At 62.9% G+C, this 15,840-nt stretch carries 13 protein-coding genes; 8 read left to right on the top strand and 5 right to left on the bottom strand.

Annotation, left to right across the window (positions count from 1 at the left end; all coding sequences use genetic code 11):
• Positions 1 to 80: 80 nt before the first annotated feature.
• Positions 81 to 860 carry an SDR family NAD(P)-dependent oxidoreductase gene (locus KJQ96_RS33925; protein ID WP_213290606.1) on the bottom strand — a complete coding sequence of 260 codons (780 nt, stop codon included), beginning with the start codon at positions 858 to 860 and terminating at the stop codon, positions 81 to 83.
• A gap of 160 nt (positions 861 to 1,020) precedes the next feature.
• Here KJQ96_RS33925 and KJQ96_RS33920 point away from each other — a divergent pair, with 160 nt between their 5' ends.
• Genes KJQ96_RS33920 through KJQ96_RS33910 form a run of 3 tightly spaced genes read left to right on the top strand, consistent with a single transcriptional unit; the run spans position 1,021 to position 3,230 of the window.
• On the top strand, positions 1,021 to 1,812 hold the full coding sequence (locus KJQ96_RS33920) for an enoyl-CoA hydratase/isomerase (protein WP_213290605.1): 792 nt from the start codon (positions 1,021 to 1,023) through the stop codon (positions 1,810 to 1,812).
• Positions 1,809 to 2,798 carry a phosphotransferase family protein gene (locus KJQ96_RS33915; protein WP_213290604.1) on the top strand — a complete coding sequence of 330 codons (990 nt, stop codon included), beginning with the start codon at positions 1,809 to 1,811 and terminating at the stop codon, positions 2,796 to 2,798. The genes KJQ96_RS33920 and KJQ96_RS33915 overlap by 4 nt, the downstream gene beginning before the upstream one ends.
• A gap of 57 nt (positions 2,799 to 2,855) precedes the next feature.
• Positions 2,856 to 3,230, top strand: a complete 375-nt coding sequence (locus tag KJQ96_RS33910; protein WP_213290603.1) for a DUF6285 domain-containing protein — start codon at positions 2,856 to 2,858, stop codon at positions 3,228 to 3,230.
• A 152-nt stretch (positions 3,231 to 3,382) separates the two neighbouring features.
• Here the strand turns inward: KJQ96_RS33910 and KJQ96_RS33905 are convergent, their stop codons facing one another.
• The gene (locus KJQ96_RS33905) at positions 3,383 to 4,162 is read right to left on the bottom strand and encodes an enoyl-CoA hydratase-related protein (protein ID WP_028350950.1); all 780 of its coding nucleotides are present in this window, start codon (positions 4,160 to 4,162) and stop codon (positions 3,383 to 3,385) included.
• Between the two features lie 220 nt (positions 4,163 to 4,382).
• Between KJQ96_RS33905 and KJQ96_RS33900 the strand changes: the two genes are divergently transcribed.
• Positions 4,383 to 5,657 carry an acyl-CoA dehydrogenase family protein gene (locus KJQ96_RS33900; protein WP_213290602.1) on the top strand — a complete coding sequence of 425 codons (1,275 nt, stop codon included), beginning with the start codon at positions 4,383 to 4,385 and terminating at the stop codon, positions 5,655 to 5,657.
• 23 nt (positions 5,658 to 5,680) lie between these two features.
• Positions 5,681 to 6,127: a GFA family protein gene (locus tag KJQ96_RS33895; RefSeq protein WP_213290601.1), complete on the top strand. Its 447-nt coding sequence runs from the start codon at positions 5,681 to 5,683 to the stop codon at positions 6,125 to 6,127.
• 130 nt (positions 6,128 to 6,257) lie between these two features.
• Here KJQ96_RS33895 and KJQ96_RS33890 read toward each other — a convergent pair whose 3' ends face one another.
• Together KJQ96_RS33890 and KJQ96_RS33885 are read right to left on the bottom strand one after the other, a co-directional pair.
• On the bottom strand, positions 6,258 to 7,838 hold the full coding sequence (locus KJQ96_RS33890; RefSeq protein ID WP_213290600.1) for a fatty acid--CoA ligase: 1,581 nt from the start codon (positions 7,836 to 7,838) through the stop codon (positions 6,258 to 6,260).
• Between the two features lie 219 nt (positions 7,839 to 8,057).
• Positions 8,058 to 8,930 (bottom strand): SDR family oxidoreductase, encoded by an 873-nt coding sequence (locus KJQ96_RS33885; RefSeq protein WP_213290599.1) that lies wholly within the window; start codon positions 8,928 to 8,930, stop codon positions 8,058 to 8,060.
• 91 nt (positions 8,931 to 9,021) lie between these two features.
• On the opposite strand from KJQ96_RS33885, the gene KJQ96_RS33880 reads away from it, so the two are divergent.
• The 3 genes from KJQ96_RS33880 to ppc all read left to right on the top strand — a co-directional run bounded on the left by KJQ96_RS33880 (position 9,022) and on the right by ppc (position 14,530).
• The gene (locus KJQ96_RS33880; RefSeq protein WP_213290611.1) at positions 9,022 to 9,837 is read left to right on the top strand and encodes a crotonase/enoyl-CoA hydratase family protein; all 816 of its coding nucleotides are present in this window, start codon (positions 9,022 to 9,024) and stop codon (positions 9,835 to 9,837) included.
• Between the two features lie 138 nt (positions 9,838 to 9,975).
• A complete protein-coding gene (locus KJQ96_RS33875) occupies positions 9,976 to 11,520 on the top strand; it encodes an acyl-CoA synthetase (protein ID WP_213290598.1) in 1,545 nt (514 codons plus the stop codon).
• 223 nt (positions 11,521 to 11,743) lie between these two features.
• On the top strand, positions 11,744 to 14,530 hold the full coding sequence (gene ppc / locus KJQ96_RS33870) for a phosphoenolpyruvate carboxylase (protein WP_213290597.1): 2,787 nt from the start codon (positions 11,744 to 11,746) through the stop codon (positions 14,528 to 14,530).
• 176 nt (positions 14,531 to 14,706) lie between these two features.
• Here ppc and KJQ96_RS33865 read toward each other — a convergent pair whose 3' ends face one another.
• Positions 14,707 to 15,642, bottom strand: a complete 936-nt coding sequence (locus KJQ96_RS33865) for an SMP-30/gluconolactonase/LRE family protein (RefSeq protein WP_213290610.1) — start codon at positions 15,640 to 15,642, stop codon at positions 14,707 to 14,709.
• Positions 15,643 to 15,840 lie beyond the last annotated feature (198 nt).

The following is a 15,840-nucleotide window of genomic DNA, read 5'->3' as shown; positions in this document are numbered from 1 at the left end:
TCGGATGGACCCTCAGAAATGTGTGCATGCCCTAGTGCGTTCGCAGGGACGACGAGGGAGATCGGCTACGTCAACCAACCTCAAAACGCCGTATACCCGCCATCGATCACAAAGCAATCCGCCGTATGATACGACGATGCCTGGCTCATGATGTACACGGCGATGCCGCCGAAATCGCTCGGCTCGCCGAAGCGGCGCATTGGAATGCGCGGCATTACGTTGGCGACGAATTTGTCGTTGGCCATCAACCCCGACGTCATGTCGCTCTTGATCCAGCCGGGCAGGATCGCGTTCGCGGTGACGCCGTAGCGCGCCAGCTCGACCGCGAGCGCGCGGCACAGCGCGTTCAGCGCCGCCTTGGTGCCGGCGTAGTGTTCGTTGCGCGCGGTGCCGAACAAGGACGCCAGGCTCGAGGTTGCAACCAGCCGGCCGAATTTGTCGCCGGCTTCCGCACGTTCGGTCATGTGGCGGGCGGCGGCCTGAAACACGTGGAAGACGCCGTCGAGATTGGTCGCAAACATTTTTCGCCATTCCTCCTCGGTCCGGTCGATAAAGGCGCGCCGTCCGCCGCCGCCGATGCCGGCATTGGCAAAGCAGCCGTCGACGCGGCCGAACGTATCGAGCGTCGCCTTCATCGCGGCCTTGACGGAGGCGGGGTCGGAGACGTCGCAGATCTGCGTATGCACCTTGCCGGGCCCGGCCGACATGGTTGCCGCCGCGCTCTTGTTCTTGTCGTCATTGCGGCCCCAGACCGAGACGTTGCAGCCTTGGGCGTTCAGCGCCTGCGCAATGCCGAGGCCGATGCCGCCATTGCCACCGGTGATGACCGCCGTGCGGCCGGTGAGGTCAAAGATGCTCATTGGATGTTTCCATTTGTTTGGCAACAGAGTTGCGCCCTGCGGCGGGCAGATGTTCTGGCGCAAGCATGGACAACGCCGCCCAGAAAATCAAATATGGGCGAGACATCGTCCGGTCTTCCGCGCAGCGAAATAGCGCGTAAACACAAGTTAAGAGGAAACAATGCAGTTCAAGCACGTCACGCTCGATTTCGATGGCGCGGTCGCCGTTCTCAAGCTCGACCATCAAGAGGTCATGAACGCGGTCTCGATGGACATGCTGGGCGGGCTTGGCGAGGCGCTCGATGCGATCGAGGAGAAGCGAGAAGAGGCGCGCTGCCTCGTGCTGACCGGCGCCGGACGCGCCTTCTGCACCGGCGCCAATCTGCAGGGCCGCAACAACCAGAAGCCCGGCAGGAGCAATGCCGGTCAATCGCTGGAAATCGGCTTTCACCCCTTCCTGCGGCGGCTGCGCCGGCTGCATTGCCCGATCGTCACGGCCGTCAACGGTCCCGCCGCGGGCGCCGGCATGAGCTTTGCGCTGATGGGCGACATGATCCTCTGCGCCCGCTCGTCCTATTTCCTGCAGGCGTTTCGCCGCATCGGCCTGGTGCCGGACTGCGGCTCGACCTGGCTGTTGCCGCGCATGATCGGCAAGGCGCGCTCGGTGGAATTGTCGTTGATGGGCGAACGGTTGCCGGCAGAGAAGGCGCTGGAATGGGGCCTCGTCAACCGCGTCTATGACGATGCTGACTTGATGGAGGAGGCGATGAAGCTCGCGCATGAGCTCGCCAATGGCCCGACGATCGCGCTGTCGCTGATCCGAAAGCTCTACTGGGACAGCCCGGAAAATTCCTTCGAGGAGCAGCTCAACCTCGAATTCGAATCGCAACGCATCGCCGGCGCGGCTGATGATTTCAAGGAAGGCGTTGCTGCCTTCCTCGAAAAGCGCCCTGCCAAGTTCAGGGGCAAATGATCGAGGAGCAACTTGGGCGCTGCGTCGCGTCCTGGTATCCGGGAGCGACCGGCGTGACCGGCGCCGCCAAGCTCTCCGGCGGCGCCAGTCAGGAGACCTGGACGTTCGATATCGTGCATCCGAGCGGCAATGTTGGCGCCATCCTGCGCCGCGCGCCGCCGGGCTATGGCGCGTCGCCGGGGCGGGCCGCCGGCCTCGATGCCGAGGCGACACTGATGCAATTGGCTCATGACGCCGGCCTGCCTTCACCGCGCGTGATGCATGTGCTGAAGCCGGCGGACGAACTCGGTAGCGGCTTCATCATGCAGCGGATCGAGGGCGAGACCATCGCGCGGAAGATCCTGCGCGATGAGCAATTCGCCAAGGCGCGGCCGATCCTGGCGCGGCAGTTGGGCCGCGTGATCGCCGGAATTCACGGCTTAGCCCCAGCGAAACTGCCGAAGTTGCGCGAGATGAGCGCGACCAAGGAGATCGCCGACCTCGAGCGGGAATACCGCAGCTTCGACTGGCCGCGGCCGGTGTTCGAATTGGCGCTGCGCTGGCTGCGCGAGCGCGATCCCGGACCGTCGCAGCAGGTGACGCTGGTGCATGGCGATTTTCGCCACGGCAACCTCATCATCGGCGCCGACGGCGTCCGTGCGGTGCTGGACTGGGAGCTCGCGCATGTCGGCGATCCGATGGAAGACCTCGGCTGGATCTGCGTCAACTCCTGGCGCTTCGGCGAGATCGACAAGCCGGTTGGCGGCTTTGGGACGCGCGAGGAATTGTTCGCCGGATACGAGGAAGCCGGCCGCACGGTCGATCCTGATCGTGTGATGTTCTGGGAAGTGATGGGCACGCTGCGCTGGGGCATCATGTGCTGCGGCATGATGCAGCGTTTTCGGCAAGGCCCCGACCATTCGATGGAACGCGCCATGATCGGTCGGCGTTCCTCGGAGACGGAGATCGATCTGTTGCGGCTACTTGCTCCGCGGGGAAAGGCATGATCCCGAAAAGTGGAAACCGGTTTTCGGATAGGATCATGCCTCAAAAGAGAGGGTAGGATGCAAGACGAACCGACCCCCATCGAACTGATCAAGGCGGTCGCGGATTTCCTCCGCAACGAGATCGCGCCCGAGATCAAGGGCCACAACGCCTTCAAGCTCCGCGTCGGCATCAACGCGCTCGACCTGGTGACGCGGCAACAGGCGTTGGAGCAGGGCAGCGATGCAGCGGAGGCCGCGCGGCTGAAGCAGTTGCTCGGCATGGATGGCGCGTTGATCGAGTTGAATCGCGCTCTATGCGAGAAGATCGCGAACGGCGAGGTCGATCTGCAGACGCCGGGGCTATCGGAACATCTCTGGCAGACGACGATGGACAAGCTCGCCGTCGACCAGCCGAACTACGCGTCGTACAAGAGGGAGCTGGGGAATAAGTAGGGCGCCGACCAACTCTCCGCCGTCATTGCCTGCGACAAACGCGAAGCGTTTGCGCAAGGGAGCGGAGCGACGAAGCAATCCATCTCACCGCAAGCGGATAAATGGATTGTCTTCGCGTCGCTCGCAATGACGAGGATAGAGCGTCGCGATCCTCACCGCCCCAGCCATTTCGGCGGACGCTTCTCGGCAAACGCCTTCGGTCCCTCGATGTAATCCTGCGAGGCCGCCATCGCCTTCACGGCCGGGTACTCGCGCTGCTCGGCGATCGCCTGTTCCAGCGACACTTCGAGGCCGCGCTGGATCGCTTGCTTAGAGGCCCGGATCGACATCGGCGAGTTCTTGCAGATCGTCTCCGCCCAGCGCTCCGCCGCGGCGAGCGCTTCACCGGCCGGAACCACCTCGTTGACGAAGCCGAGTTCGAGGCCTTCTTTCGCCGAGACGTGGCGCGCGGTGAGGATCATGCCCATGGCGCGCTTCAGCCCGATCTGTCGCGGCAGCCGGTGCACACCGCCGGCAAGCGCGGCGAGGCCGACGCGCGGCTCGGGCAGTGCGAAGGTCGCATTCTCCGAGGCGATGATGAGGTCGCAGGCCAGCGCGATCTCGAAGCCGCCGCCCATCGCGACGCCGTTGACGGCGGCAATGATCGGCTTGTCGCAGTCAAAGCGCGAGGTGAGGCCGGCGAAACCGCCCTTGTCCCAGCCGCGCTTTCCGCCGGCCGCCTGCCATTTCAGGTCGTTGCCGGCGCAGAACGCCTTGTCGCCGGCGCCGGTGACGATCGCCACCCATTGCGCAGGGTCCGCGGAAAAATCGTCGAACACCTTGTTGAGTTCGAAATGCGCGTCGATATGCAACGCATTGTACACTTCCGGCCGCGACAGCGTGATGATCGTGATCGGCCCCTTGCGTGTCACCTTGGAGAATTTCAGGTCCATGTTTGCTCCTGTTTGGATTTTCTGCGGCGAAGAATATTGACCGCGATCATAGCGCTGCCCGGCCGTCGGAAACCATCCAATTACGCAAGGCCCCCGCGCGTGCCAACGTCCATTCCGTTGCTTGACTTGGGCGTGGTCTTCCAACCTAAATCGATCCGAGCAGGAACGCCGCGTAGCGCCTAAACGCAAAAGCGATAAACGACATTTCCGGGAGACCGCCTTGGATTTCAACCTGCCTGCCGACCTTACGGCCTATCTCGACGAACTCGATCGCTTCATCGCGCGCGAGATCAAGCCGCTGGAGGAAGCCGACGACAACATCCGCTTCTTCGATCATCGCCGCGAATGGGCGCGTACCGATTTCGAAAACGGCGGCCTGCCCCGGCATGAATGGGAAGCGCTGCTGCGCAAGGCCAAGAACCTTGCCGACGCCGCCGGCCATTTGCGCTTCGCGATCCCGAAGCGCTATGGCGGCAAGGACGGTTCGAACCTCTGGATGGCCGTCGTCCGCGAGCATTTCGCCTCGAAAGGGCTCGGTCTGCACAATGATCTGCAGAACGAGCATTCGATCGTCGGCAATCTGCCGCTCGTGACCATGCTCGACCGTTACGGCACTGATGAACAGAAGGCGATGATCGAAGGCTCGATCACCGGAAAATACCGTATCACCTTCGGTCTCACCGAGCCTGATCACGGTTCCGACGCGACGCATATGGAAACCAGGGCCGTGCAGGCGACGCGTGACAACGTCAAGGGCTGGATCATCAACGGCCAGAAGATGTGGACGACCGGCATGCATGTCGCGACCCATTGTGCGCTGTTCGCCCGGACATCAGGCAATGACGGCGACGCGCGCGGCATCACCTGCTTCCTTGTGCCGGCCAAGAGCGAGGGCGTGAAGGTCGAGGAATATATGTGGACCTTCAACATGCCGACGGACCATCCGCGCGTCAGCTTCACGAATGTGTTTGTCCCTGAGGATGCACTGTTCGGCGAGATCGGCCGCGGACTGTCGCTGGCGCAATGTTTTGTGCACGAGAACCGGATCCGGCAGGCGGCGAGCTCGCTGGGCGCGGCTGTCTACTGCATCAACGAGAGCGTGAAATACGCGCGCGAGCGAAAACCGTTCGGTAAGGCGTTGGCCGAAAACCAGGCGATCCAATGGCCGCTGGTGGAGCTGGCGACGCAGGCCGAGATGCTCAGGTTATTGATCCGCAAGACCGCCTGGGAGATGGACCAGCTCACCCAGGCCCAGGTCGAGCACACGCTCTCCGATCGCGTGTCGATGTGCAACTACTGGGCAAACCGCCTGTGCTGCGAGGCCGCCGACCGCGCCATGCAGGTGCATGGCGGCATGGGCTATTCGCGCCACAAGCCGTTCGAACACATCTACCGCCACCACCGCCGCTACCGCATCACCGAAGGCAGCGAGGAAATCCAGAAGCGGAAGGTCGCGGGATTCCTGTTCGGCTATATGGGGGCGGGGAAGCACTGAGGAGCAAAGCCAAGGAGAAGATCATGGAAGGTGGATGCACATGCCGGCATGTCCGCTACCGCCTGAACGGCAGACCTATGATCGTGCATGCCTGCCATTGCACCTGGTGCCAGCGCGAGACCGGTACGGTGCATGCGCTCAATGCGATGTACGAGGCCGAAAGGGTCGAGCATCTCGCGGCCGAACCCGAGATCATCGTGACGCCGTCGGCGAGCGGTAAGGGCCAGCGCATCGCCCGTTGCCCGATTTGCAAGGTTGCCGTCTGGAGCAACTATCCGGGCTCCGGGCCCGCGGTGCGTTTTGTCCGCGTTGGTACCATGGATGATCCGTCACAGTGCCCGCCGGACGTTCACATCTTCACCTCCACCAAGCAGCCCTGGGTGACGCTGCCACGGGCGCACGCGCGGTCGCCGAGTTCTACGACATCGACGAGGTCTGGTCGGAAGAGGCCAAGGAACGCCGGCGGATAATGCGGGAGAAGGCGAAGAAGTGAGCACTATTGTTACCACCGTCATTGCGAGCGAAGCGAAGCAATCCATAGCACGGCATAGCGGATAGATGGATTGCTTCGTCGCTTACGGTCCTCGCAATGACGGCCGGCTAGTTCACCTGCCGGTCCTTACCCGCCCAATACGGCTCACGCAGATTCCGCCGCAAGATTTTCCCCGACGGATTGCGCGGCAGCGCTTCGATGAAGTCGACGGATTTCGGCGTCTTGAATCCGGCAATGCGCTCGCGCGTAAAATTGATGATGTCGGTGGCATTCGCCTGCTTGCCCGGCTTCATCACCACGATCGCCTTCACCGCTTCGCCCCATTTGTCGTCGGGGATTCCGATCACGGCGGCTTCGGCGACATCAGGATGATCGCAGATCGCACTCTCGACTTCGGCCGGGTAGATGTTCTCGCCGCCGGAGATGATCATGTCCTTGATGCGGTCGTGGATATAGAGGTAGCCGTCTTCGTCCATGTAGCCGGCATCGCCGGTGCGCAGCCAGCCGTTGCTGCCGAGTGTCCTCGCGGTCGCCTCCGGCAGGTTCCAGTAGCCGACCATGTTGGAGCCGGAGCGGGTAGCGATCTCGCCGACCTGGCGCGGCGGCAACCGGTTGCCGTCGGGATCGAGGATCGCAAGCTCGATGCCGGGCAGTGCCTTGCCGGCGGAACGCATGCGCTCCAGCCCCTCGACATGATCCTCAGGCGGAAGGGCGACGATGGTGCCGGTCGTTTCGGTCATCCCATACAACTGCACGAAGCCGCACTTGAACACCTCGATGCATTCTTTGAGCAACGCAGCAGGAATCGGCGAGGCGCCGTAGAGCATGTATTTCAGCCGCGAGATATCCACCTGACGCGCGCGCGGCTGCCGCACCACGAACTGCATCGCCGCAGGCACCATGAACAGTTTGGTAATGCCGGACTGCTCGAAGAAGTCCAGCACCTTGGTCGGATCGAACTCGCGCGCGATCACACCCTTGGCGCCGTGATAAAGCCCGATCACGCCCCAGCCGGAGCCGCCGATGTGGAAGACCGGCATCGCCACCAGCGAGACGTCGTCGCTCGACCATTTGTTCCATTCGGGCTTATCGGCCTCGCTGCCGGCGTTCACCAGGTTGAGGAAGTTGGCGTGCGACAGCATCGCGCCCTTGGGCTTGCCCGTGGTGCCCGAGGTATAGAGCTGGATCGCGATATCCTTCGGGCTGATCGGCTCCTTCGGATCGTCGCCGCCAGCCGCATCGCGCCAGGCCGTAAAATCCTGCCATTCCGGCGCACCGCCCTCGGCGGTGATCACGTGGCGGACCTCAGGCAGTTGCGCCTTGATATTGCGAACCTGTGTGATGAACTCAGGCCCCACGAACAGTACCGGCGCCTTGCAGTCTCCGACGATGAAGGCGATCTCGGGGCCGGCGAGCCGCCAGTTCACCGGCGCCATCACCACCTTGGCCTTCATCGCGCCCATCAGCAGTTCGAAATAGATGTCGCTGTTCTTGCCGAGATAGGCGATCCGTGCGCCCGGTTTGACGCCGAGCGCGATCAGCGCGCTCGCAACGCGGTTGGTATTGACGTCGAACTCGGCGAAAGTGGTCTGGCGTCCCTCGAACTCGTAGGCGATCGCGTTGCCGCGCGTTCTGGCGCGCTCGCGCACCATGTCGGCAAGGTTCGTCAGTTGCTCCGGCGCGGACATGTCTCTCCCGTATTGTGTTGTTATCGTTGCGCGGAGTTTGGCCACATCGCGCGACAAAGACAATATGTCACCGTCGTCCCTGCCTCCGTGCGCAATCGCGCACTCGGCGCAGGGACCCATACGCCGCGGCCTCTGGGTGAGACGATGGGGCTAGTTGCCTTCGTACCAATTGACGCTGGTGGTTATGGGTCCCTGCTTTCGCAGGGACGACAGCAGAGATCACCCCCTCGCGGCGCGGTCCTTCTCGTTCTGCGCCTTGATCGAGTCGCGCGCCTTGTTCCAGTCGTCGTCGCTCCAGTCGCGCAACTGATAGAAATTGCCGCCCATCGCGAGCGCCTGCGCGCCGTCCATGGCGATGGTCTCGCCGTTGATCCAGTCGCAACCGCCGGAGATCAGGAATACCGCGAGGTTCTGCAATTCCTCCATGGTGCCGACGCGGCCCATCGGGTTCTGCGCCCGCGTGCGCGCGCCGGCCTCGTCGCCCGGCTTGATGCGCTTGCTCATGCCTTCGGTCGGGATTTCGCCGGGCGCAATGGTGTTGAGGCGGATGCCGTATTTGCCCCATTCGACCGCAAGCGACATCGTCATGGCGTGGATCGCCGACTTGCTCATCGCCGACGGCACCACGTAAGGCGAGCCATTGCGCACCCAGGTCACCGTGATCGACACCACGTTGCCGCGCTGCTTGGCAGCGATCCAGCGCCGCCCGACAGCGTGCGTCACGTAGAAGGTGCCGTGCATGACAATGTTGGCGACGGCGTCAAAGCCGCGCGGCGAGAGCTCTTCCGAGCGCGAGATAAAATTGCCGGCGGCATTGTTGATGAGATCGGTGAGGGGACCCGAAGTCCAGATCTGTTCGATCATTTCATCAACGGCCATGGCATTGCGGATGTCGACGCCGTGGCTGACCACGCGCCCGCCATGCAGATCCATCAATTCAGTTGCGGTCTCATCGCAGACGATCTTGCGGCGGCCGCAGATGTGGACCTCGGCTCCCAGTTGGAGAAAGCGCGCGGCCATGGATTTGCCGAGGCCGGTGCCGCCTCCGGTCACGAGAATGCGTCGCCCGGCGAGAAGCTGATCGTTGAACATCGTTTCCACCCAAGGGGATTGTCTGTTAATTGGTCGATTGACTAAAACCGGACAACACCGTTCTGTAAAGCAGCAACTGAGGAGATTTTTCATGGAGCAGCGCGTCTCGATCTCGATTTCGGACGGCATTGCAGATGTCCGGTTGGTGCGTGCCGACAAGATGAACGCGCTCGACGCCGCGATGTTTGAGGCATTGGTGGCCGCGACCGAGCGGCTGGCCAACGAAAATGGGCTCCGGGTGGTAGTATTGTCCGGGGAGGGGCGAGCGTTTTGCGCCGGTCTCGATATGGGACGCTTTCAGGCCATGAAGGAAAGTGGCGGTAACGGGATCGCCGGCAGCGAGAAGCGTGACCTCACTGCACGCACGCATGGCATCGCGAACTTTCCGCAAGCTGCGGTCTGGGGCTGGCGCCAGCTTCCGGTGCCGGTGATAGCCGCGATCCAGGGCGTGGCGTTCGGCGGCGGCTTCCAGCTCGCGCTCGGCGCCGACATGCGGTTCCTCACGCCGGACGCGCGGATGTCGATCATGGAAATCAAATGGGGCCTGGTGCCCGACATGGCCGGCACGCCGATCCTCGCCAGTCTCGTTCGCGACGATATTTTACGCGAACTCACCTATACCGGCCGCATCTTCTCCGCGCAGGAAGCCATGAGTTATGGCCTCGCGACGCGGATCTGCGATGATCCGCGCGCGGCAGCTTTCGAGGTCGCACGCGAAATCGCCGGCAAAAGCCCCGACGCGATCCGTGCCGCCAAGCGTATGCTGAACAAACTCTCCGTCGATCCGGCCCCGGCGCTGCTGGCCGAATCCGTCGAGCAGCAGAAGCTGCTCGGCAGCCCCAACCAGACCGAAGCCGTGCGCGCCAATATGGAAAAGCGCGCGCCGCTGTTTGTGGATGTTGGGTAACTAGGCTCCCGGTCATTCCGGGATGGTGGCGTTAGCACCAGACCTCAGGTGCGCAATTGCGCACCATAGTTCGATGCTTCGCATCGCTCCGGAATGACTGCGCAGCTTTCAAACCCGACAGCAGATCGGAAAAAGACAATGTCAGCCTCCCAACTCTTCCAAGGCATCATCAGCGGCGAGCGCCGGCGCGACCACGGCGAGGTCACTGAGCGGACTGAGCGCATCGCCAGCGGTCTGCAAAAGCTCGGCGTCAAACAGGGCGACAGCGTCGCCATGTTGATGCGCAACGACATCGCCTTCATCGAGGCGGCTTATGCTGCGATGCGGCTCGGCGCTTATGGCGTGCCGGTCAACTGGCACTTCAAGCCGGAAGAGATCAATTATGTGCTGAAGGATTCGGGCACATCCGTGCTGATTGCGCATGCCGACATGCTGCATCAGTTGCGCGAGGCGATCCCGCAAGGCGTCACGGCGCTCAGCGTGCCGACCCCACCGGAGATTCTCAGCCATTACAAGATCAATCCCGATCATCTGACGACGCCCGACTTCGCGATCGATTTCGAATCCTGGCTGAACCAACACCCGCGTTATGACGGGCCGGCCGTGCCGCAGCCGCAGAACATGATCTACACCTCCGGCACGACGGGCCATCCCAAGGGTGTGCGCCGCTTTGCGCCGACGCCGGAGCAAAGCGCAAACGCCGAGCGCATGCGCGCGATGATCTACGGCCTCAAGCCGGGGGCCCGCGCATTGCTTCCAGGGCCGCTGTATCATTCTGCGCCGAATTCGTTCGGTCTGCGCGCCGGCCGTCTCGGCGGCGCCCTGGTGATCATGCCGCGCTTCGACGCGGAACAATTTTTGCGCGTGGTCGCGACCGAGAAGATCGACACCATCTTCATGGTGCCGACCATGTTCATCCGGCTGATGAAGCTGCCGGAGGAGGTCCGCAGGAAGTACGACATGTCGTCCTTGCGCCATGTCATTCATGCTGCCGCGCCCTGTCCGGCGGACGTCAAGCGTGCGATGATCGAGTGGTGGGGGCCGATCATCTACGAATTCTACGGCTCGACCGAGTCCGGCGCGGTTACCTTTGCGACCTCCGAGGACGCGCTGAAGAAGCCCGGTACCGTCGGCAAGATCGCGCCGGGTGCGGAATTGCGTTTCATCGGCGACGACGGCAGGGAACTGCCGCAGGGCGAGATCGGCGAAATCTACTCGCGCATATCAGGCAATCCCGATTTCACCTACCACAACAAGCCGGAAAAGCGCACCGAGATCGATCGCGATGGGTTCATCACCTCGGGTGACGTCGGTTACATCGACGCGGACGGTTATGTCTTCATCTGCGACCGCAAGCGCGACATGGTGATTTCAGGCGGCGTCAATATCTATCCGGCCGAGATTGAGGCCGCGCTGCATGCGATTCCCGGCGTGCATGATTGCGCGGTGTTCGGCATTCCCGACGCCGAATTCGGCGAGGCGCTGATGGCTGTGGTGGAGCCGCAGCCGGCGGTGACGCTAGATCCGGCTTCCATCCGCAGCCAGCTCAAGGTCGCGCTGGCCGACTACAAGGTACCAAAACACATCGAAATCCAGGCCAACCTGCCGCGGGAAGATTCCGGCAAGATCTTCAAGCGCCGCCTGCGCGATCCCTATTGGGAGCGGGCAGGGCGGAGGATTTAGTATCCTGTCGTCCCTGCGAACGCAGGGACCCATAACCACAGGCTGCGGGGGTTGGAAGAGATCTCTCCCCCCAGTGTGCCCTAAGAGAAGACACGGAGTATGGATCCCTGCGTTCGCAGGGACGACGCCAAGCAGGGAGGTAGGCAAGCCCACATCTTTATCTTGCACTGCGGCAGAAAAATTGCACACTCGGACGAGCCGGGCAGTTTGAGGTGGCCAGCCAATGTCTTCCCAGACCATGCCTTCCGACATCGAAGTCCGGTCCAGCGACGAGGCGCTGGCGTGGGAGGAGGATGCGCGGCTGCGGACCGACATTCGCCTGCTCGGGCGGATTCTCGGTGATACCGTCCGCGACCAGGAAGGCGCTGACGTCTTCGATCTGGTCGAACGTATCAGGCAGACTTCGATCCGGTTCCATCGCGACGAGGACAAGCTGGCGCGGCGGGAGCTCGAGACCATCCTCGATAGCATGTCGATCAGCGATACCGTGCGGATCGTCCGCGCCTTCAGCTATTTTTCGCATCTCGCCAACATCGCCGAGGACCAGAACAACATCCGCCAGATACGTGGCCGCGGTCCCGGCGGGCCGCGACCGAGCGCGCTGACCCAGACGCTCGCTCACGCAAAGGCCGCGGGGATCAGCGCGGCCGAGCTGCGCCGCTTCTTCAAGGGGGCCCAGGTCAGCCCGGTCCTAACGGCGCATCCCACGGAAGTCCGCCGCAAGAGCACGATCGACCGCGAGATGGAGATCGCCGCGCTGCTCGACCGGCGCGAGCGCGTCCAGCTTACGCCGGAGGAGGCCGAGGCCTGCGACGAGCAGTTGCGCCGCGCCGTACTGACGCTGTGGCAGACCAACCTGCTACGCCGGACCAAGCTGACCGTGCTCGACGAAGTCGCCAACGGCCTGTCATTCTACGACTACACCTTCCTGCACGAGGTGCCGCGGCTGCACTGCGCGCTGGAGGACCGGTTGAATCGGGAGGACGGCGATGCGCCCGGCGAGCTGGCGTCGTTCCTGACCGTGGGAAGCTGGATCGGCGGCGACCGCGACGGCAATCCCTTTGTCACTGCCGACGTCATGCGCGGCACGCTGCGCCTGCAGTCTAGCCGGGTGATGAACTTCTATCTGGAAGAGTTGCATGTCCTCGGCTCCGAATTGTCGCTGGCCGCGCACCTGGCCGACGTCTCCGACGAATTGCGCGCGCTGGCCGAGCGGTCCCCGGATACGTCGCCGCACAGGAGCGGTGAACCATATCGGCTCGCAGTATCCGGCATCTATGCAAGGCTGACCGCGACCGCTGCAAAGCTCGAGGTCGAGACGACGCGTCGTCCGGTCGGCGAGGCCGCGCCTTATGCGAGCGTGAAGGAGTTCAAAGCCGATCTCGACGTTCTGGATCGATCGCTGATTGCGAACAATTCGGGCGTGATCGCGCGCGGTCGGTTGCGTTTGCTGCGTCGTGCCGTGGATTGCTTCGGCTTTCATCTGGCCCGGCTCGACATCAGGCAGAATTCCGCGGTGCACGAGCGCACGATCGCTGAACTGTTCGATGCCGCCATCCCCGGCATGTCCTATCTAGCACTGAGTGAGGAGGCCCGCATCCATCTGCTGCTGCGCGAGCTGCGCAGCGCCAGGCCGCTGACCTCGGTATTCGTCAAGTACAGCGAAGAAACACTTGGCGAGCTCGCAGTGTTCCGCGCAGCCGCCGAGGCCCATGCGCGCTTCGGCCCCGACGTGATCCACCAATGCATCATCTCCATGTGCAAGGGCATGTCGGACATGCTGGAGGTGGCGGTCCTGTTGAAGGAGGTCGGCCTCGTCAATCCGTCCGGCCGTAGCGCCATCAACATCGTGCCGCTGTTCGAAACCATCGAGGATTTGCAGGCCTCATCGGGCATCATGGACCGGATGCTGGCGCTGCACGATTACCGCAGGCTGGTCGACAGCCGTGGCGCCATCCAGGAAGTGATGCTCGGCTATTCCGACAGCAACAAGGACGGCGGCTTCGTCACTTCGGGCTGGGAGCTGTATAAGGCCGAAATCGAACTGGTCGACGTGTTCGAGCGTCACGGCGTGCGCTTGCGGCTGTTTCACGGCCGTGGCGGATCGGTCGGCCGCGGCGGCGGGCCGAGCTACGACGCCATCATCGCACAGCCCGGCGGCGCGGTGAACGGACAGATCCGCATCACCGAGCAGGGTGAAATCATCTCCAGCAAATATTCCAATCCGGAAGTCGGCCGCAGCAATCTGGAAATCCTGGCCGCGGCGACGCTGGAGGCGAGCTTGCTGCATCCCCGGCAGAGCGCGCCGCGGAAAGAGTATCTGACGGCAATGGAGCAATTGTCGGCGCTGGCATTCAAGGCTTACCGCGGGCTGGTCTATGAGACCGAAGGCTTTGCCGATTATTTCTGGGGCTCCACCGTCATCACCGAAATCTCGACGCTCAACATCGGCAGCCGCCCGGCGTCGCGCAAGAAGACCCGCGAAATGGAGGACCTGCGCGCCATCCCCTGGGTGTTCAGTTGGGCGCAGTGTCGGCTGATGCTGCCGGGCTGGTACGGCTTCGGCTCCGCGGTCGAGACCTGGATTGCGGAGCACCCGGAGCAGGGCATGCCGTTCCTGCAGGAGCTCTACCGCGAATGGCCGTTCTTCCGCACGCTGCTGTCGAACATGGACATGGTGCTGGCCAAGAGCTCGATTGCGATCGCCTCGCGCTACGCGGAGCTGGTGCCCGACGTGGCGTTGCGCGAAAGCATCTTCGGGCGCATCCGGCGCGAGTGGCATGCCTCGATCGAGGCCCTGCTCGACATCATGGGCCACGAGCGCCTCTTGCAGGGCAACCCGCTGCTGGAACGCTCAATCCGCAATCGCTTCCCCTACCTCGATCCGCTCAACCACGTGCAGGTCGAATTGTTGAAGGAGCATCGCTCGCATAGTCCGGACGAGCAGGTGCTGCGCGGGATTCAGCTTACGATTAACGGGATTTCTGCAGGGTTGAGGAATAGCGGGTGAGGGAAGCAAACCTCGGCCGTCGTCCCTGCGAACGCAGGGACCCATACCGCGTGATCTATCAGTAGGGGAGGATGGGAGACATCATCCTTCAGCTACAGAACCCTGTGGTTATGGGTCCCCGCGTGCGCGGGGACGACTTCGTGGTGGGAGATCCCACCTAACAGCGCTCTTCGCGTTCACGGCTTCAACGCGCCCTGCGCACTCGTATAGACCGCATAGAGCGATGACGAGCCGCAGATGTAGAGTCTGTTCCGCTGCTGACCGCCGAAGCACAGGTTGGCGACAGTTTCCGGTATGTGGATCTTGCCGAGGAGATCGCCGTCAGGAGTGTAGCAGCGCACGCCGTCCTCATTCGGATCTCCCCAACCCACGGAGCACCAAAGGCGCCCGGCCGTGTCGCAGCGCAGCCCATCGGTAATACTGGGCTTGGGCATGTCCGCAAAGACCTTGCTGTTCGAAAGCTTTCCGGCCGCGAGATCCACGTCGAACACGCGGATATGCGACGGGTTATCCGGTCCGTCGGTGAAGCCGGTATCGCAGATATAGAGCTTCTTCTCGTCAGGTGAGAAGCAAAGGCCGTTCGGCTGCACGAAGTCATCGACCACCATCTTGATGTCGCCGGATTTCGGATCCACCCGGTAGACGTTTTTCTTTTCCTGCTCGGGCTCGGCCTTGATGCCCTCGTAATAGCCGCCGATTCCGTAGGCTGGATCGCAGAACCAGATCGAACCGTCGGCCGCGACGACCGCGTCGTTCGGCGAATTCAGTTTCTTGCCGTTGTACTTATCGGCGATGATAGTGATCGAGCCGTCGAGTTCGGTCCGGGTGACCCGCCGGCCGGAATGTTCGCACGTGATCAGGCGTCCCTCGCGATCGATGGTGTTGCCGTTCGAGTTCATCGACGGCTGGCGATACACGCTGAGATGACCGTCATCCTCCGAGAAGCGCATGATGCGATTGTTGGGAATATCGGAGAACAGCACGTAACGCCCGGCTGCAAAGTAGACCGGGCCTTCGGCCCAACGGAATCCGGTGGCGACGCGCTCGACCGCCATGGTGCCGGCGAAGGCCGGAAAGCCTGTCGGCCCGAACGAAACCTTCGGTTTCTTCATCGACTCCAGGCGAGCGTCCGGATAGCGGGCGCCGGGAAGCGGGCCGAGCGGCAGAGGCGGCGTTGCGGTGGTTGGCGCAGCGGTCTGGCCGAGTGGCGCCACAGAGGCCGCGGAAGCCGTCTTCATCGTTACGGCGGAAGCGGCGAGCGCTGCCGCGCCGGTCAGTATTTTGCGACGGTCAAAACCGCCGCCTTGTTG

This window comes from Bradyrhizobium sp. sGM-13, from assembly GCF_018398875.1.
Classification (GTDB): Bacteria; Pseudomonadota; Alphaproteobacteria; order Rhizobiales; family Xanthobacteraceae; genus Bradyrhizobium.
This window is presented reverse-complemented; position numbering and strand designations above follow the sequence as displayed.